Annotated in this window: 19 protein-coding genes; 1 reads left to right on the forward strand and 18 read right to left on the reverse strand. The window is 70.8% G+C overall.

Annotated elements, in window-relative coordinates:
* The 17 genes from ACQP2O_RS50180 to dacB form a co-directional block, all read right to left on the reverse strand.
* Positions 1-225 (reverse strand): helix-turn-helix domain-containing protein, encoded by a 225-nt coding sequence (locus tag ACQP2O_RS50180; protein ID WP_433177044.1) that lies wholly within the window; start codon positions 223-225, stop codon positions 1-3.
* Complete coding sequence (locus ACQP2O_RS50185; protein WP_433177046.1) at positions 225-839, reverse strand: DUF2975 domain-containing protein; 615 nt, start codon at positions 837-839, stop codon at positions 225-227. The genes ACQP2O_RS50180 and ACQP2O_RS50185 overlap by 1 nt, the downstream gene beginning before the upstream one ends.
* A gap of 90 nt (positions 840-929) precedes the next feature.
* Positions 930-1,787: a haloalkane dehalogenase gene (locus ACQP2O_RS50190; protein WP_433177048.1), complete on the reverse strand. Its 858-nt coding sequence runs from the start codon at positions 1,785-1,787 to the stop codon at positions 930-932.
* A 1-nt stretch (position 1,788) separates the two neighbouring features.
* Positions 1,789-2,259, reverse strand: coding sequence for a MarR family winged helix-turn-helix transcriptional regulator (locus ACQP2O_RS50195; RefSeq protein ID WP_433177050.1), 471 nt, complete (start codon positions 2,257-2,259; stop codon positions 1,789-1,791).
* 79 nt (positions 2,260-2,338) lie between these two features.
* On the reverse strand, positions 2,339-2,680 hold the full coding sequence (locus tag ACQP2O_RS50200) for an MmcQ/YjbR family DNA-binding protein (protein WP_433177052.1): 342 nt from the start codon (positions 2,678-2,680) through the stop codon (positions 2,339-2,341).
* 56 nt (positions 2,681-2,736) lie between these two features.
* Entirely contained in the window at positions 2,737-3,210 is a 474-nt protein-coding gene (locus ACQP2O_RS50205; protein WP_433177054.1) for a DUF3180 domain-containing protein, read from the reverse strand.
* Positions 3,207-3,728: a 2-amino-4-hydroxy-6-hydroxymethyldihydropteridine diphosphokinase gene (gene folK / locus ACQP2O_RS50210; RefSeq protein ID WP_433177056.1), complete on the reverse strand. Its 522-nt coding sequence runs from the start codon at positions 3,726-3,728 to the stop codon at positions 3,207-3,209. The genes ACQP2O_RS50205 and folK overlap by 4 nt, the downstream gene beginning before the upstream one ends.
* Positions 3,725-4,093, reverse strand: a complete 369-nt coding sequence (gene folB, locus ACQP2O_RS50215; protein ID WP_433177058.1) for a dihydroneopterin aldolase — start codon at positions 4,091-4,093, stop codon at positions 3,725-3,727. The genes folK and folB overlap by 4 nt, the downstream gene beginning before the upstream one ends.
* Positions 4,090-4,524 carry a nuclear transport factor 2 family protein gene (locus ACQP2O_RS50220; RefSeq protein WP_433177060.1) on the reverse strand — a complete coding sequence of 145 codons (435 nt, stop codon included), beginning with the start codon at positions 4,522-4,524 and terminating at the stop codon, positions 4,090-4,092. Before ACQP2O_RS50220 ends, folB begins: the two co-directional genes overlap by 4 nt.
* Positions 4,521-5,324 (reverse strand): dihydropteroate synthase, encoded by an 804-nt coding sequence (folP, locus tag ACQP2O_RS50225; protein ID WP_433191440.1) that lies wholly within the window; start codon positions 5,322-5,324, stop codon positions 4,521-4,523. Before folP ends, ACQP2O_RS50220 begins: the two co-directional genes overlap by 4 nt.
* Before the next feature lie 90 nt (positions 5,325-5,414).
* A complete protein-coding gene (locus tag ACQP2O_RS50230) occupies positions 5,415-7,223 on the reverse strand; it encodes a GNAT family N-acetyltransferase (RefSeq protein ID WP_433177061.1) in 1,809 nt (602 codons plus the stop codon).
* A gap of 145 nt (positions 7,224-7,368) precedes the next feature.
* Complete coding sequence (folE, locus tag ACQP2O_RS50235; RefSeq protein WP_433177063.1) at positions 7,369-7,965, reverse strand: GTP cyclohydrolase I FolE; 597 nt, start codon at positions 7,963-7,965, stop codon at positions 7,369-7,371.
* A complete protein-coding gene (gene ftsH, locus ACQP2O_RS50240) occupies positions 7,962-9,974 on the reverse strand; it encodes an ATP-dependent zinc metalloprotease FtsH (RefSeq protein ID WP_433177065.1) in 2,013 nt (670 codons plus the stop codon). Before ftsH ends, folE begins: the two co-directional genes overlap by 4 nt.
* A 192-nt stretch (positions 9,975-10,166) precedes the next feature.
* Positions 10,167-10,724 carry a hypoxanthine phosphoribosyltransferase gene (gene hpt / locus ACQP2O_RS50245; RefSeq protein WP_433177067.1) on the reverse strand — a complete coding sequence of 186 codons (558 nt, stop codon included), beginning with the start codon at positions 10,722-10,724 and terminating at the stop codon, positions 10,167-10,169.
* A 52-nt stretch (positions 10,725-10,776) separates the two neighbouring features.
* Complete coding sequence (gene tilS, locus ACQP2O_RS50250) at positions 10,777-11,814, reverse strand: tRNA lysidine(34) synthetase TilS (RefSeq protein ID WP_433177069.1); 1,038 nt, start codon at positions 11,812-11,814, stop codon at positions 10,777-10,779.
* 161 nt (positions 11,815-11,975) lie between these two features.
* A complete protein-coding gene (locus ACQP2O_RS50255) occupies positions 11,976-13,094 on the reverse strand; it encodes a zinc-dependent metalloprotease (protein WP_433191443.1) in 1,119 nt (372 codons plus the stop codon).
* 383 nt (positions 13,095-13,477) lie between these two features.
* Complete coding sequence (gene dacB, locus ACQP2O_RS50260) at positions 13,478-14,857, reverse strand: D-alanyl-D-alanine carboxypeptidase/D-alanyl-D-alanine endopeptidase (protein ID WP_433177071.1); 1,380 nt, start codon at positions 14,855-14,857, stop codon at positions 13,478-13,480.
* A 106-nt stretch (positions 14,858-14,963) separates the two neighbouring features.
* Between dacB and ACQP2O_RS50265 the strand changes: the two genes are divergently transcribed.
* Complete coding sequence (locus tag ACQP2O_RS50265; RefSeq protein ID WP_433177073.1) at positions 14,964-15,452, forward strand: inorganic diphosphatase; 489 nt, start codon at positions 14,964-14,966, stop codon at positions 15,450-15,452.
* Here the strand turns inward: ACQP2O_RS50265 and ACQP2O_RS50270 are convergent.
* The gene (locus ACQP2O_RS50270) at positions 15,446-16,723 is read right to left on the reverse strand and encodes an NlpC/P60 family protein (protein WP_433177075.1); all 1,278 of its coding nucleotides are present in this window, start codon (positions 16,721-16,723) and stop codon (positions 15,446-15,448) included. The genes ACQP2O_RS50265 and ACQP2O_RS50270 overlap by 7 nt on opposite strands.
* Positions 16,724-16,915: the final 192 nt, after the last annotated feature.

Consider the following 16,915-nt stretch of genomic DNA (forward strand, 5'->3'; position numbering starts at 1 on the left):
CTACGAGCCGTCGAACGTCAAGATGTCGCCGGGCTGGCAGCCGAGTTCGCGGCAGATGGCGCTGAGGGTGGTGAAGCGGATCGCCTTGGCACGGTCGTTCTTGAGGATGGACAGGTTGACGACGGTCACGCCGACGCGCTCGGCGAGTTCGGCCAGGGTCATGTCGCGCTCGGCCAGGAGACGGTCCAGGCGGACCTTGATCTGATGCGGCTCCTCCGGCGGCATCAGACCAGCCCTTCGGTGTCGGCACGCAGCCGGGCGCCCTGGCGGAACGCTTCGGCCGCGGCGGCCAGCAGGAGCGCCAGCAGCACGTAGGGACCCGAGAGCTCGTAGGCGATCGGCACCTTGGAGCTCAGCTGCGTGCCGCTCACCAGGATGGTGGTGGTGACGGTGTCCACCAGCGGGATGAGCGTTGCGAGGACCAGGACCGCTACGGCGATGACGCCCAGCCGCCGGGTGTTCTGCGCGATGAAGACGTCGCCGTCACGAAGGCTGCGGACCATCCGGCGGAGCAACTCCAGGATCACCAGGAGGAGCAGCGCCCTGGTGACCCCGGGGAGCACGAGCAGCAGGCGCTCGGTGAGGTCAGGGTGTGCGAAGGCCAGCTCACCGGTGCGCGTGCCGCGGAGCGACGCGCCACCCGACGCGATGACGGCGGGCGACCGCGTGACGTCGTCGAGCTCGACCTCGCGGGTGTGCGCCGGCGGAAGCGGCCCGGTCACCCGCAGGATGGGGAGGAGGACGCCGGAGAGACCCACCAACAGCAGGGCCAGGCCGAGGACCGCTTCCAGGGCGCGATTGTCACTCCGGCTCCACATCTGCCAGGGCTTGCCGCTCATGCTCGCTCCACTCACCGGGGCATATCGTTGTTCGATAATAACGATAAACGATATGCCGCCGATGCGGGAGCCGTGACGGGGAGAGGTCGCCTAGCGCAGGACGTGGCGGTCCGTCCAGGTGGAGATGGCGGTCGCGATCTCCGCTGGGCGGTCCTCGGCCGCGTGGTGACCGGCCTCGCCGCAGGGGACGGTCTCCAGGGCGGCGATGTTGGCCTGGCACCAGGCGGCCATCTCCTCGCCGATGAGCAGCGTGGGCGAGCCCTCGAAGGTCAGGAGGAGCTTCGGCACGTCCGGACTCTTCGCCAGCCACGCGTCGTACGCCTCGATGCGGGCGACCAGCTCTGCCGGATCGCCGCCGAGCGGTATCTGGCGCGCCCAGGCGAGGATCGGGCGGCGGCTCTCCGGGGTCGGGTACGGGGCGAGGTAGGTCTGCAGCTCCTCGTCGGCCACCGGGGTGAGCACGCCGCCGGTGAACGCCGAGCGGAGGAAGAGGTTCTGCTCCAGGACCATCTCCTCGCCCGTCCCGGGCGTGCGGATGACCTCGGAGCGCTTGCGCGCCTGCGCCGACAGGTCCTCCCAGGCCATCGGCTTGACGATGCTCTCGAAGAACGCCAGCCCGAGGACCCGCTCGGGGTGGCGGGCCGCCCAGTCGAAGGCGAGCGCCCCGCCCCAGTCGTGGCCCACCAGGACGACCCGCTCCAGGCCGAGGGCGTCGAACCAGGCGTCGAGGTAGCGGGCGTGGTCGGCGAAGTCGTAGGAGATGTCGGGCTTGCCGGAGCGGCCCATCCCGATGAGGTCGGGGGCGAGCAGCCGGCCCGCGCCAACGCCGGGCAGGACGTTCCGCCACACGTGGGACGAGGCCGGGTTGCCGTGGAGGAAGACGAAGGTCGTCCCCTCGCCGGAGTCCTCGTAGTGGATGGTCGAGTCGAGCACGTTGATCTCTGGCATGTCAGGAGTCCTTTCGCGAGCGATCGAGGGGGGCGTCGAGGAGGGCCGTCAGGTCGCGGACGAAAGCCACGGTCCGCGCGTCGCCCTGCCCGCCGAGCGGGGCCAGGAGCTGGTCGAGCAGCTCCTGGACCAGCTCGATGGCCGGCCGGACGACGTCGCGCCCCTTCTCGGTGAGCGTGAGGCGGACCGTCCGGGTGTCGGCGAGGTCGCGGGTGCGCGCGATGAGGCCGTCGGCCTCCAGCGAGCGGGCGAGCTTCGAGACGTACAGCGGCTCCAGGCCGGTGTGGTCGGCCAGCTCGCGCTGGCTGGGCCGCGACCCGGAGCGCTCCAGCCCGAACAGCGACGACAGCATCACGTACTGGGCGTGTGTGAGGCCCAGCGGCGCGAGCCCGCGGTCCACCGCGACGCGCCATTTGTTCGCCAGCCGCCAGACCAGGTAGCCCGGCGTCGGCCCCTTCGGTGCCTTAGCCATGCCAGTTACAGTACATGGCTACAGTAGCCATGGCTAGTATTTATCTTCGAGAGATCACCGGCCAGTGGCAGGCCTCGGACTAACGACCCGCCTCGTGGGCCTTCACCAGGCGTTTCGGTGCGGTCAGCCGCCACGCGTCGGTGAGGAGCTCGCGGAGGTGCTCACCGTCGATCCGCGCCACGTCCACGCCGATCCAGCCATGCCGCCCGACGTACGCCGGGAAGGAGAAGATCTCCGGGTCCTCGGCGAGCAGGGCCGTCTGCTCGTCCTTGGTGGCCTTCACGCTCGCCGACGCGCCGTCGTCCGACAGCATCGCGAAGATCTTGTCGCGGACCCGGAACGTCGCCCTGCCCCAGGTCTCCCGCTCCTCGGCCTCGGGCAGCGCGAGCGCGAACCCACGGAACTCCTCTACAGACGACATCCACGCCTCCTGTCTCGCTGAACCGCCGCACGAAGAATGGCAGCCCGCACCGACATTCAGAGACGCGAGGCGTGCCGTTGGTCGTCCTCGTCCTCCGGGCCCTTCGGGACCCGGCAGGCGTACTCCAGGAACAGCGCCGCGCCGATGAGCGCGATACCGGCCAGGGCCGTCCCGCCGCTGACGAAGAAGTCACGGCGGGGCGTCGGCTTGTCCAGCGACGAGGCCAGGAAGACGGCAATGCCGGCGAAGCCGCCGACCAGCACGGCCGCCGCGTGGGAGCTCGCCTTGCCCAGGGCGGCCAGGCGCGCGGCGACCAGCGGCTCGATCCGCTTGGTGCCGGGCCGGTGCTGGATCCGGGCACGGGTGAAGAACGCCGTGTACAGCTCGCCCAGGGCGAGCAGCAGCAGCGACGGCACCATCGTCCACGGCAGTGGCGGCAGCGAGGTGTACCAGAAGCGCACCAGCGCCCACACCACGACGGCGACGCCGACCAGTACGGCGGCCAGAATCGCGATCCGTGTCGGTTTCACGCGGGCGGCTGCAGGGCTAGGTCGTCGCGGCGCCGAAGCTCCTGACCGGCGACCGAGGGCAGCAGGTCCGCGACCCGGCCGCGTCCCGGCAGCGAGGCTTCCGGGTCGACGTCCGCCCACGGGACCAGCACGAACGCCCGCTCGTGGGCGCGCGGGTGCGGCAGGATCAGCTCCGGGACGTCCGACGTCACGTCGTTCACGGTGACGATGTCGATGTCGAGCGTCCGCGGCCCCCAGCGGACCTCGCGGACCCGGTCCATCGACTCCTCGATGTTCAGCACACGCTCGAGCAGCGACTGCGGCGCGACACTGCTGTCGGCCACGATCACCACGTTGAGGAAGTCGTCCTGCTCCGGACCCCCGACCGGCTTGGTCTCATAGACCGGGGAGATCGCGACGAAGTCGAGGCCGGGCGCGTCGAACAGCGCGTCGATCCCCTCCTGCAGGTTGTCGAGGCGGTCGCCGAGGTTGCTGCCCAGCGACAGCACGGTCCGGCGCTTCTGCTCGGTAGTCGTCATGAGCGGCTCCGGTGGATCGTCACGGCCACGTCGTTGAACGGGTGCGGCACGGGGGCGTTCGGCTTGTGCACGGTGATCTCTACGCTCTCCACCTGTGCCACGTCGAGACAGCGGGCCGCCAGGCGCTCGGCCAGCGTCTCGATCAGATTGACGGGTTCGCCTTCGACCACGGACACCAGCCGGTCGGCCAGTGCGCCGTAGTCGACGGTACGCAATAGATCATCTCCGGCCGCGGCGGGGCGGATGTCAAGGCCCAGAGCGACGTCGATGATGAATTCTTGGCCGAGCTCCCGCTCGGCGGGCAGCGCGCCGTGCCGGCCCCATGCCCGCAGGCCCCGCAGCACGATCCGATCGGTCTCGCTCACTCGGCCACTTCTTCTTCCCTGCCCAGCACGGGCGAGCCATGGTGGAGCCACAGCCGCCACCCGGTCTCCGTACGTACGAACACGTTGGTGGTCACGACGCTTCCCCCGGACGTGAGGCCGATCTCGGTCTCCTCCGCGGCGGTGATGATGTTCTCCGCGCAGCTGACGACGGCCTGGTCACCGGAGATCCGGATCTGGGTGTCCGTGAGCACGAACTGGATGTACGGGGTGTTCGCCATGATCAGCGCCCAGGAACGGAGGACCCCGCTGCGACCCCGGATCAGCGGCCAGCCCGGGTGCACGCACACCACGTCGTCGGCGTACGAGCCGTCGGCCCAGACCGCCCCCATCCGGTCGAGGTCGGCCGACTCGAAGGCGGCGTAGAACTCCGCGTGAACCACCTCGACCTCGCGTACGTCCACCTCGGTCACCGGGCGGCTCCCCATGCCGCCGCGACGCGTACGGCGTCGGCGTTGGGACGGACGTCGTGCACGCGTACGCACCAGGCCCCCGCGGCGGCGGCCAGCGCGGTGATCGCCACGGTCGCGTCGTCGGACTCGGCGAACGGGCGTGGCGTGCCGTCCGGGGCCGCGAGCAGCCGGCCCAGGAACCGTTTGCGGGACGCGGCCACGAGGACGGGGTGGCCCAGGGCCAGCAGGGCGTCGAGGTGGGCCAGGAGGGTCCAGTTGTGGTTGTCCTCGGGCCGCTTGGCGAAGCCGAGGCCGGGATCGACGATCACCAGGGACGGGTCGACGCCCTCGTCGATGACCGCCTCGATGCGGGCCCGCAGCTCGTCGCGTACCTCGCGCACCACGTCGGCGTACACCGCGCGCTTGTCCATGTCATGGCTGTGCCCGCGCCAGTGCATCACCACGTACGGGACGGCGGCCTTGGCCACCACCCGGGGCATCGCGGGGTCGGCGAGCCCGCCGCTCACGTCGTTGACCAGCCGGGCCCCGGCGGCGATGGCGGCCTCGGCGACCTCCGCTCGCATCGTGTCGACACTGACCGGCACGCCCTCGGCGGAGAGCGCCTCGATCACCGGGATCACGCGGCGAAGCTCCTCGCCCAGCGAGACCCGCTGGGCGCCGGGACGGGTCGACTCGCCTCCGACGTCGACGATGTCGGCGCCCTCGGCGACGAGGTCGAGGCCCCGCCTGATCGCGGCGTCGTGGTCGAACCAGGTGCCACCGTCGGAGAACGAGTCGGGCGTGACATTGACGACGCCCATGACGAGACAGCGCCCGGGGTCGGGCAGGCCGGCGACGCTCATGGTCATGCGCTCAGCCTATGGGCTCGCCGCGCGGGCCGTACTGCCGGGTCAGGTGCGCTTGGAAGGGCGTTTGAGGCCAGGGATGCGCAGGCGTGGCCAGACGATGAACGCCTCCGCCTCCAGGGCGGCCAGGGCGATACGAGGTGCGTCGTTGAGGCTGGGGTAGACGAAGAACCTCGGCTGCCACACCGGCTGGAACTTCGCGTTGAACTTGTACAGCGACTCGATCTGGAACCAGCGCGACAGGAAGATCAGCAGGCCGCGCCAGGCCTTGAGCACGGGTCCGGCGCCGATCCGCTCGCCGCGGGCCAGCGCCGCGCGGAAGACGGCGAAGTTCAGCGACACCCGCTTGACGCCCAGGTCGGTGGCCGCCTTGATCGCCTCGACGATCAGGAAGTCGTTGAGACCGGGCTGGGCGGCGCGGTCGCGGCGCATCAGGTCGAGGGACAGGCCGTCGGTGCCCCAGGGGACGAAGTGCAGGATCGCGTGCAACTCGCCGTCCGTGGTGGCGGTGGCGATCACGCACTCCTCGTCGCCGCGCTCGCCCACGCGACCGAGCGCCATCGAGAACCCGCGCTCGGTATCGGTGCCGCGCCACGCGTCGGCCTGGTCCCACAGCGCCTTGAGCTCGTCGGGCGCGAAGTCCTTCTCGCGGCGGACCTCGGCGGTGTACCCCTGGCGGGCCACCCGGTTGACCATCTGGCGAACGTTGCGCATCGTCCGGCCCTCGAGGGAGAACTCCGCGACGTCGACGACCGCCTCGTCGCCGAGCTCGAGCGCCGACAGGCCCGTGTCGCGGCACCAGACCTCCGCGCCCAGCTCGCTGCAGCCCATCACGGCGGGCGCCCAGGCATGCCGGGCCGCCTCCTCCAGGAACGCCTCGATGGCGCCGGGCCACGCCTCCGGGTCGCCGATCGGGTCGCCCCCGGCCAGCATCACGCCGGACACCACGCGGTAGGTGACGCACGCCTTCCCGGTCGGGGACCAGATGACGCTCTTGTCCCGGCGGAGGGAGAAGTAGCCGAGCGAGTCGCGGGCGCCCTGGCGGGCGAGCAGGTCCCGGATCCGGTCCTCGTCCGCGGTGGAGAGCGACGGCGCGGGCTCGGCCGGCCGCAGGAACAGGAAGGCCGTCGTCCCGGCCGTGAACAGGCCGAGGCTCCCCAGCATCAGGCTGAACAGGTCGTTCCGGCGGTCGGAGACGAACGTCACCGGCCCGGACGCGCCGAACAGGCCGCCGATCACGTGCCGCAGGCGTTCGGCGAGGGTGTAGTCGCGGACGAGGCCGTGGTGGTTCAGCGCGATGAACAGCAGACCGAGGCCGACGCTGGCCGCGGCGAGGAACGACCCGACCCACAGGGCCCGCCACCGGGTCCGCGGATCGCCGGTGGCGTAGAACTCGTCGCGGAAGTAGATCAGCGCCCCGAAGATCACGGCGGCGACGATGGCCGACAGCGCGAAGTCCTTCACGGCGTGGGAGACGATCGTGAAGGCGAGCAGGCCGACGACCGCGCGCCACGCCCGGCGCTTGCGGCGGCGCAGGCCGTGGGACAGCAGGAGCAGGAGCAGCCCGGCGACGAGCGTGGCCGTACGGGCCGCGTTGTTCAGCGAGCCGGGGACGTACTCGTCGAGCCGCACCATCCGGCGGTGCCACTCCGGCAGCAGGGCGCCGATGACGTCGTGCAGGCCGATCAGGAACGACAGCCACCCGGCGGTGGCCGGAACCCAGCGCCGCCGGGTGCGGCGGTCCAGCGTTCCGGTGTGCTCGTCCGGCTCGGCGCGACGCGGCGCGTCGCGCTTCGTGCCGGTGCGTTCGCCCGGCTCGGCGCGACGCGGTGCGTCGCGCTTCGTCTCCTCCATCAGCGGCCCCACAGCGTCGTCGACGAGGTTTCCCGCCGTGCCGGCAACACCGACATCGGTTCCTAGAGACGTTTGACGATCGGTCAGCGCCAAGAGTTCGCGGGCGGCCCGGTTGGTCAGTAAGCCGTCACTGCGCGGACAGCTGTCAGCGACCGAGAATTAGGCTCATCGCCTCGGCGCGGGTGCTGGCCGAGTCGCGGAAGTCCCCCCGCACCGCGGAGGTCACCGTCTTCGCACCCGGCTTGCGCACCCCGCGCATGGTCATGCACAGGTGCTCGGCCTCGATGACGACGATCACGCCGCGCGGCCTCAGGACCTCCATGAGCGCGTCGGCGATCTGCGACGTCATCCGCTCCTGTACCTGCGGGCGCCGGGCGAACACGTCGACGAGCCGGGCGAGCTTGGACAGCCCGGTGATCTGCCCGCGTTCGTTCGGCGTGTAGCCGACGTGCGCGACGCCGTGGAACGGCACGAGATGGTGCTCGCAGGTGCTGTACACCTCGATGTCCTTGACGAGCACCATCTCGTCGTGGTCGGCGTCGAACACCGTGGTGAGCACGTCCTCGGGCCGCTGCCGCAGCCCGGCGAACTGCTCGGCGTACGCGCGGGCGACCCGCGCCGGGGTGTCGAGCAGCCCGTCGCGGTCGGGGTCCTCCCCGACCGCGATCAGGATCTCACGGACCGCCTTCTCGACCCTTGCGTGGTCGATCGGCGGTCCGTGCAGTTCGAGCTCCTCGCTCACGCCTTGCCTTCGGGCTCGCTGTCCTGAGGCTCCCCGAGCGCCGGGCGGGCCGCGCCGCTGCCGTTGCCCCGGGTGAGGTCCTGGACGTCCTTCGGGCCGAGCAGCGCCAGCTCCTTCGGCGTCAGCACCGGCGGACGGTCCGACGGAAGCCGCTTGCCGTAGCCGCTGTACGACGGGTTCGCCGGCCGCTTCTGAATCGGCGCGAAGATCTCCAGCACCTGGTTCTTGGAGAGGGTCTCCTTGTCCATGAGCTCGAGCACCAGGTTGTCCAGCACGTCGCGGTACTGGACGAGGACCTCCCACGCGATGTCGTGCGCCGACTCGATCAGGCGGCGGACCTCGTCGTCGATCGCCGAGGCGATCTCCTCGGAGTAGTCACGGCTGTGCGACATCTCCCGGCCGAGGAACGGCTCACCGTTGCCCTCGCCGAACTTCCGGGCGCCGAGGCGCTCGGACATGCCGTACTCGGTGATCATCTTGCGGGCGATCGAGGTCGCCTTCTCGATGTCGTTGGCCGCGCCGGTCGTCGGCTCGTGGAACACCAACTCCTCGGCCGTACGGCCGCCGAGCAGCATGGCGAGCTGGTCGAGCATCTCCGAACGGCTGGCGAGGAACTTGTCCTCCATCGGCAGCGTCATCGTGTAGCCCAGCGCCTGGCCGCGCGACAAGATCGTGATCTTGTGCACGGGGTCGGCGTTCGGCAGCGCGTGCGCCACGAGCGCGTGACCGCCCTCGTGGTAGGCGATCGTCTTCTTCTCCTGGTCGGACATGACCCGGCTCTTGCGCTCCGGCCCCGCCATGACCCGGTCGATCGACTCTTCCAGGGTGTTCATGTCGATCTGCTTGCGGTCCTGCCGTGCCGTCAGCAGCGCCGCCTCATTGATCACGTTCGCGAGGTCGGCACCGGTGAAGCCCGGCGTACGGCGCGCGATCGTGTCCAGCTCGACGTCCGGCGCGAACGGCTTGCCGCGGCCGTGCACCCGCAGGATGCCCTTCCGGCCCTCGAGATCGGGCCGGTCGATGACGATCTGGCGGTCGAAACGGCCCGGGCGCAGCAGCGCCGGGTCGAGGATGTCCGGCCGGTTCGTCGCGGCGATCAGGATGACGCCGCCCTTGACGTCGAAGCCGTCCATCTCGACGAGCAGCTGGTTCAGCGTCTGCTCGCGCTCGTCGTGACCACCGCCGAGGCCCGCACCACGGTGCCGGCCGACGGCGTCGATCTCGTCGACGAAGATGATCGACGGTGCGTTCGCCTTGGCCTGCTCGAACAGGTCACGGACTCGCGAGGCGCCGACACCGACGAACATCTCGACGAAGTCCGAACCGGAGATCGAGTAGAACGGCACGCCCGCCTCGCCCGCGACCGCGCGAGCCAGCAGCGTCTTACCGGTACCGGGCGAGCCGTACAGCAGCACGCCCTTGGGGATCTTCGCCCCGATCGCCTGGAACTTGGCCGGGTTCTGCAGGAACTCCTTGATCTCCTGCAGCTCCTCGATCGCCTCGTCCGCTCCGGCGACGTCCGCGAAGGTCGTCTTGGGGGTGTCCTTGGTGACCAGCTTGGCCCGCGACTTGCCGAAGTTCATCACCCGCGAGCCGCCGCCCTGCATCTGGTTCATGATGAACAAGAAGATCAGCACGACGACCACGATCGGCAGGAAGCTGAACAGCAGGCTCAAAAAGACGTTCTGCTTCGGCACCGAGGTGTTGTAGCTCTTCAGCTGCCCGGCATCGGTCTTGCTCTGCAGCAGCTTGGCCAGGTCATTGCCCTGGCCGCTGACCCACGAGGCCTGCAGCTGCTTGCCGTTCTTGAGCTTGACCTCGATCCGCTGATCCTTGTCGATGATCTGGGCGGAGGTCACCTCGTTGTTCTGGATGGCCTGGATGACCCTTGAGGTGTCGGCCTTCTCGTACGAGCCGCCGGGATTGATCCCGTACATGACGAGGAGCACCAGCGCCCCGAAGGCCAGAATCCATAGCAACGGCCCGCGAAAGTAGCGCTTCAGATCCATTTATGCGGTGCCCCACGATGGGGCCCGTCCCTCCTGACCAGCTTCTTCAAGACCTCGCCGCGTAAGGCGACGAGGCGGCCTTCCCGAGTGTGGCTCCCCGCGTTACAGCCGGGGTACCGAAGGTACACCGGTCTCACGGAAGACCGCAGCACGACGACCGGTGCCCTACTTCGCAACGTGCAACGTACTAAGCTAACCCTCTTGTTCCCCACTTCCACCGTAGACGTGTGGCGCAAGTGTTCCCACGAACGGAAGGTTGCGATACCTCTCGGAGTAGTCGAGGCCGTAACCGATCACGAACTCGTTCGGGATGTCGAATCCGACGTACTTCACGTCGACCTCGATCTTGGCGGCCTCCGGCTTGCGCAGCAGCGTGCACACCTCCAGGGAGGCCGGGCCGCGCGACTCGAGGTTGCTCATCAGCCAGTGGAGGGTGAGCCCGGAGTCGATGATGTCCTCGACGATCAGGACGTGCCGGTCCATGATGTCCGCGTCCAGGTCCTTGAGGATGCGCACCACACCGGAGGACTGCGTGCCTGAGCCGTACGAGGAGACGGCCATCCAGTCCATGGAGATCGGCGCGTGCAGCGCGCGGGCCAGGTCCGCCATGACCATGACGGCGCCCTTCAGTACCCCGACGAGCAGGATCTCCCGGCCCGCGTAGTCGGCGTCGATCTGGGCGGCGAGCTCCCGAATCTTTCTCTGGAGCTCCTCCTCCGGAATGAGCACCTTCTCCAGATCTGCTCGCATGTCCGTTTCGTCCACCGCAGAGCCTTTCGCGATCATGCGGCCACCGGCCGCGTCACTCCCTGCCCGCCCGATCAGTCCGGGACGCCTGGCTTGTTTCGGACGGCCCGAAGAGCAGCTTTTCATACCTACGCCACGCCCGGACGTGGCCGGGTAGGTCCACGTGAGACTGCCCCCGCCACGCCGTGACGAGGGCGTCCACCGCGTCGACGTGAACGGCCGCCAGAGTGCCCGGCGGGCTGCCCGCGGCGATCGCCGCACGCCGCAGAACACGGGTCCGCACCGCACGTGGCAGCCCGCTCAACACGTCGACCCGCAACGCACTCACGCCGTGTGGGTCGGTCGGTGTGGCGGCCTCCCGGAGTGCCCGTTCGGCCCAGGCGTCGAGGGCGTCGGCGTCGTCGCGCAGCATCCGCGCCGTACGGGCCAGCGCGGCCGCCATCCCAGGTCCGAGCTCTTTCTCCAGCACGGGCAGCACGTCCCGGCGGATCCGCGCCCGGGCGAAGGCCGGGTCGGCGTTGTGCGGGTCGTCCCACGGCGCCAGGCCCATCGCCAGGCAGGCCCGGCGGATCAGGTCACGGTCGAGGTCGAGCAGCGGACGGCGGTAACGCCCCGCCGCCGTCGCCATCCCGGCGAGGGACCGCGCGCCCGAGCCGCGTGCCAGGCCGAGCAGCACGGTCTCGGCCTGGTCGTCCAGCGTGTGCCCGAGCAGCACGGCGGTGGCACGGTAGCGCGCGGCGGCGTCGGCGAGCGCGACGTACCGCGCCTCGCGGGCGGCCGCCTCGGGGCCGCCGGACTCCCCGACGACGACGCGGACGGCCTCGACCGGCTCGAGACCGAGCCCCGCCATCGTCCGTACGACGTCGGCGGCGCGCTCGGCCGAGCCCTCCTGCAGGCCGTGGTCGACGGTGATCCCGCCGGCTCGATGGCCGGATCTGGCCGCCTCGAAGGCCAGCGCTCCGGCCAGCGCGAGCGAGTCGGCGCCGCCGCTGCACGCGACGAGCACCAAGTCGCCCGGTTCGACCTCGCGAAGGGTACGACGGACCGCCAGGCGCACGGCCGCGACCGCCGGATCAGGTCCCACGCCCTCCATTCTCCAGGGCGGCGACCGGCGGAGGGGCCGCCCCCGCCGAATACGGCCCCCCTGGCTGCCGGTCGGCGGCACGATGAACCGCATCGCCCCCGGCACCACGAACACCAGCGCCCCGCCCGCCGGTCACTCGCCGACGGACGGCCCGCGTCCGCGCCCGCCGCTCACTCGCCGACGGGTGGTAGCTCCGGTTTGCCGATGACCCGGCCGACCCACAGCGCGGGGTCCTTGATCTCGGGGTGGGTCGGAAGGGTGTTCGGCGAGGTCCAGACGCGGTTGAACCCGTCCATGCCGACCTGGTCGATGACCTGCCTGACGAAGCGGGAGCCCTCGGCGTACTGCTTCATCTTCAGGTCCAGGCCGAGCAGCCGGCGGATGGCCCGGTCCACCCCGGACCCGCCCTCGCGGCGGTGCTGGAACCTGGAGCGGATCTCCGCGACGCTGGGCACCACCTCGGGGCCGACGGCGTCCATCACGTAGTCGCCGTGCCCCTCGGCGAGGGTCATCACGGCGGTCAGGCGGTCGAGGATCTCGCGCTGCTCCGGTGTCTGGATGGCGTCGATGAGATTGCCCTCGCCGCCGCGCACCGCGTCCGCCACCGCCTCGCCCACGTCGCGCAGCCGGTCGAGCAGTGCCCCCGGGTCGAGGTCGGCGGCCAGCAGGAACGCCGTCATCTGGTCCTGGACGTAGGCACGCAGCCACGACACCGAGGCGAACTGCGCCCGGTGCGTCTCCTCGTGCAGGCACACCCACAGCCGGAAGTCATGGGTGTCGACGTCGAGCTCCTGCTCGGCGCTGACGATGTTGGGCGCGACGAGCGTCAGCCTCCCCGTCGGCGCGCGGCCGGTCGGGTCCGGCGGCAGGAACAGCTCGTACTGGCCGAGCACCCGGCTGGCCATGTACGCGAGGATCGCCCCCACCTGGGCTCCGGTCACGCGCGAGCCCACGGCCTGGACGACCGCGCCGCCGGCGGCTCCGCCCAGCCCGCCGATACCGCCGAGCATCCCGCCGCCGCGGCGCTCCTGAAGCTGTTCCATCAGGGGTTCGAGGACGACACGGAAGCCGTCGACGTTCGCCTTGATCCACCCCGGCCGGTCGACGACCTTGGCCGGTGACGAGTCGAGCCCGCCGTCCATCCCGGTGAACTCACGGACATGACCCTGCGCGATCCGCGACAGCTCTCTGAGCTCGACGACGACCTGGCGGGCCTCTGCGGGGCTCACCTGGGGTCCCGAGCGGACGAGGCGTGTCCCCGTCTGTACGGCGACGTTCCAGTCGATCATGGATGCTGGCATCACAAACCTCTCCGGCCGGGCACCTCTACCGTACGTCCCCGCTCTTGTCCGGGGCATACCCATACCCGCCCAACGCGTGAACGGGTGCGGACGACTCCCGGAGGGTACGCGGCCGTCGGGGACGCCCGATTCCGGAAAGCGTCGCCAAGGTCGGCCGATCGCCTGCCAGAACGATCGTCGAGGTCAGCGGCAGCCACACGTCGTCAGGCTGCCGCCGCCTCCGGGAACCTTCGCGAACGTCGGCTGGTCGCCTCCCAAAGCGACCGTGGAGGTCAGTGTCGGCCACGAGTCGTGAGGCCGCCCCGACTCCGGAGACTTTCCCGAAGGTCGGCCGATCGCCGGCCGGTCGTCCCCCGGAGCGATCGCGGAGGTCAGTGGCAACCGCACGTTGTGAGGCTGCCCGCCAAGCGGTCGAGCGCGGCCAGCGCGGCGGTGGCGTCCGTGACGTTGTTGGCCATGAAGGCGAACGAGAGGAGCCGACCGTCGGCGTCGTAGGCCACTCCGGCGAGGGTGTTGACGCCGTTGAGCGTGCCGGTCTTGCCACGGACGAGGCCCATTCCGGTGGCGGACGGGCCGGTGCGGTAGCGGTTCGCGAGGGTGCCGGAGAAGCCGCCGATCGGCATCCCGGACATCACCGAGGCCAGCTCGGGATGGGCGGGTGAGGCGCCGGCCACCAGGATCCTGGCGAGGGCGTTCGGGGTGATTCGGTTGTGGGGGGACAGGCCGCTGCCGTCGACGGTGCCCACGCCGGTGCCGAGCCCGAGCCGCGCCAGCGTCTCGTGTACGGCCGCCGCTCCCCCGGCGAACGACGCCGGCCGGTGGCGGGCGAGGGCCACCTGCCGGGCCATCGCCTCGGCGATGTCGTTGTCGCTGCGGGTCAGCAGCTCCTCCACCAGCGCGGAGACCGGCGGGGACTGCACGGCGCCGAGTTGCTGTGCGCCTTGGGGGGCGGTGGTGGACGTGCCGACCGTCGCGGAGATCCCCTGCTTCTTCAGCAGTTTCACGAACGCGTCGACGGCGATGTGAGGTGCGTTCGCGACGCGCTGGTGCGCCGTCGGGGCGACCCGACCCTCGTCCACCTCGAGCGCGGACACGGGGGAGACGTCGCCCTCGGAGACGTAGTTGGACTTCCAGCCGGGCCCCATCTGCGGGCCCTGGAAGAGCGACAGGTCATAGTCCACCCGGGCGCGCCGTGTGCCGGCCGCCTTCAGCGCGGCGGCGGTCTGCTTGGCCAGGTCGGCGAGCGAGGCCGGCCGGGGATAGGCGTTCTTGGCCGCCGTACGGGTCAGGGTGGGGTCGCCGCCGCCGACGAGGATGACGCCGCCGCCGCCCTTCACGGCCTTGGTGGTGAGCCGGTGGTCTGGCCCGACCGCCGCGAGGACCGCCGTCGAGGTGGTCAGCTTGGTGGTCGAGGCGGGAACGGCGGGCTTGTCGGCGTTGCTGGCGTACAGCGCTCGGCCGGTGGCCACGTCGATCACGGTGCCGGTCAGGTTCGAGCCCATCCCGGCCGCGTGCATCAGGTTGTCCAGCCGCGACGTGAGGTCGCCCGATGCCGGCAGCGGTGCGGTCGCGGCCGTGGGGCCCAGCGCCGGTGCCGCCGCGGTCACGAGCGCCCGGTCCGCGACGGTTGGCGGGCGTACCGCCAGGGAACGGTCTGGTGTGAGCTTGACCACTGCGAGCGCGGCGGCGACGAGGAAAACGTTCAGGAGCGCCAGTGTGAGCATGGCCACGACGCGCTCAGGCCTCGGCACGTGACGCCCCTCCCCCATCGCCGTGCACTCATGACGTGCGACATGCTTGTACGAGCCAACATCCAACCAGAACTACCTCGGCCCGCCCCGGGGAGCGGAGGACATTGTGGAATTCGACGTAACTATCGAGATTCCTAAGGGTCAGCGCAACAAGTACGAGATGGACCACGAAACCGGACGAATCCGGCTTGACCGCATGTTGTTCACCTCCACCCAGTATCCCGCTGATTACGGGTTCATCGACAACACGCTGGGCGAGGACGGCGACCCGCTCGACGCTTTGGTCCTGCTCCAGGAGCCGACGTTTCCCGGCTGCCTGATCCGGTGCCGGGCAGTCGGGATGTTCCGGATGACCGACGAGGCCGGCGGCGACGACAAGGTGCTGTGCGTGCCCGCCACGGACCCGCGCTCGGAACACCTGCGCGACATCCACCACGTGCCCGAATTCGACCGCCTGGAGATTCAGCACTTCTTCGAGGTCTACAAGGACCTCGAGCCCGGCAAATCCGTCGAGGGCGCGAGCTGGACCGGCCGTACGGAGGCCGAGGCCGAGATCGAACGTTCGCTCAAGCGGGCGACCCAGCACGGTCACTGAGCGGCAGCGGGGCGGGTGGCTCCGGCGTAGTCCGGACGGAACGCCGGGGAGATCCGCACCCGTGCCCCGGTGAACGGCGCCTCCACCATCTGGCCGTTGCCGATGTAGATCCCGACGTGGTGGATCGAGCCCGGGTCGGCGGGGTCATGCGCGAAGAAGACCAGGTCGCCCGGGCGCAGTTCGTTCCTCGATGGGTGCGGTCCGGCGTTGTACTGCGCGGTCGCATAGTGGATGAGCCGGACCCCCGCCCGCGCCCAGGCGTACGTCACCAAACCGGAACAGTCGAAGCCCACAGTCCCCGCCCCCTGCGCGATGCCCCGGGTCGGCCCGCCCTCGTTGCCGCCGCCCCACGAGTACGGGGTTCCGATCCACTTCAACGCGGCGGACGCGGCGACGGAGCCGAGGTCGGAGCCCCGCGCGAGGCCGCGGGCGAGCGTCTTGGCGCCGGCGCCGAGCCGGGCGCCGGTCGGGACCACCTGGTGGGTGGAGACGGTCCGCTGGAGGCGGGCCCGTTCCAGCGCGGTGGCGCGGGCCTTTTCGAGGGCCGCGGCATGCGTACGGGCCGCGTTGAGCTCGGCGACGAGCGCGGCCTTCTGCTGCTGGATCCGCTTCACGGCCTCCTGCTGCCGCGCCACCGCCGTGGCCACCGCCTGCTGGGCCTCGGCGGCACCCTGGGTCGCCCCCTGCCGGGCCGCGAGGGCGTCCCGCGCCTGACGTTCGAAGACGTCCGCGACGGTCTTGGCGGCGGACTCCCGCTGCAGCAGGGCTCGCCGGCGACCGGCGAGCACCTGCAGCGTCGTCGCCCGCTCCAGGAATCCGGCAGGTCCTCCCGGCCCACCCAGCACGGCGGCACCGGACAGCAGGCCGCCGCCACTCTGATAGGCGCTCGCCGCCAGGGCCGCCACGTCGCCCCGGACCTCGGCGAACCGGCGGCGCGCATCCGCGGTCCGCTGCGCCGCCGCCTCGTACGCCGCGCCGGCCTCGGCGAGCCTGGCGCGCTCGCCGTTGTAGCGTTCGACGGCCAGTTCCGCCTGGGCGGCGAGGTCGTCGAGCCGACCGTCGGCCTCGGCGAGTGCGGCGCCGATCCGCCCCACACGTGTGGCCTCCTCCCGGACCCGTTCGCGGCTTCGCGCGACGTCGCCGGCGCTCGGACCGGACCCGGTGCCCGCGGCGAGCCGCGCACCGGCCATGCCGGACCGCAGACCGCTGTACGGCCGGGCGGCGACCGGACCGGCCGACAGGCCGGCGATCGCGAGCGTCGTGAACCCCATGGCGCCGAGCCGACGCCCACGCCGGATCGCAACTGACAAAGTGCCCCCTCGGACCGGCCATCGCGAGTGACTCACGAGTGATCTGTCACTCAGGTAGCCCCAGGCGTCACAAGAGAAACACCAGCCACAGCCAACCAAACCTCAGGAGCACGCCGCCCCGGCCCCGTGAGCGCACCGATCACCGAGCAGTTC

The sequence above is a fragment of the Actinoallomurus sp. CA-150999 genome (assembly GCF_050942425.1).
Lineage (GTDB): Bacteria > Actinomycetota > Actinomycetes > Streptosporangiales > Streptosporangiaceae > Actinoallomurus.

Coding starts and splice junctions, on each gene's coding strand:
- ACQP2O_RS50270 (WP_433177075.1), bottom strand. CDS start 16,723: ATGGGGTTCACGACGCTCGCGATCGCCGGCCTGTCGGCCGGTCCGGTC.
- ACQP2O_RS50200 (WP_433177052.1), bottom strand. CDS start 2,680: ATGTCGTCTGTAGAGGAGTTCCGTGGGTTCGCGCTCGCGCTGCCCGAG.
- ftsH (WP_433177065.1), bottom strand. CDS start 9,974: ATGGATCTGAAGCGCTACTTTCGCGGGCCGTTGCTATGGATTCTGGCC.
- ACQP2O_RS50180 (WP_433177044.1), bottom strand. CDS start 225: ATGCCGCCGGAGGAGCCGCATCAGATCAAGGTCCGCCTGGACCGTCTC.
- folP (WP_433191440.1), bottom strand. CDS start 5,324: ATGGGCGTCGTCAATGTCACGCCCGACTCGTTCTCCGACGGTGGCACC.
- ACQP2O_RS50255 (WP_433191443.1), bottom strand. CDS start 13,094: ATGATCGACTGGAACGTCGCCGTACAGACGGGGACACGCCTCGTCCGC.
- hpt (WP_433177067.1), bottom strand. CDS start 10,724: ATGCGAGCAGATCTGGAGAAGGTGCTCATTCCGGAGGAGGAGCTCCAG.
- tilS (WP_433177069.1), bottom strand. CDS start 11,814: ATGGAGGGCGTGGGACCTGATCCGGCGGTCGCGGCCGTGCGCCTGGCG.
- ACQP2O_RS50230 (WP_433177061.1), bottom strand. CDS start 7,223: ATGGAGGAGACGAAGCGCGACGCACCGCGTCGCGCCGAGCCGGGCGAA.
- ACQP2O_RS50185 (WP_433177046.1), bottom strand. CDS start 839: ATGAGCGGCAAGCCCTGGCAGATGTGGAGCCGGAGTGACAATCGCGCC.
- ACQP2O_RS50190 (WP_433177048.1), bottom strand. CDS start 1,787: ATGCCAGAGATCAACGTGCTCGACTCGACCATCCACTACGAGGACTCC.
- ACQP2O_RS50195 (WP_433177050.1), bottom strand. CDS start 2,259: ATGGCTAAGGCACCGAAGGGGCCGACGCCGGGCTACCTGGTCTGGCGG.
- folK (WP_433177056.1), bottom strand. CDS start 3,728: ATGACGACTACCGAGCAGAAGCGCCGGACCGTGCTGTCGCTGGGCAGC.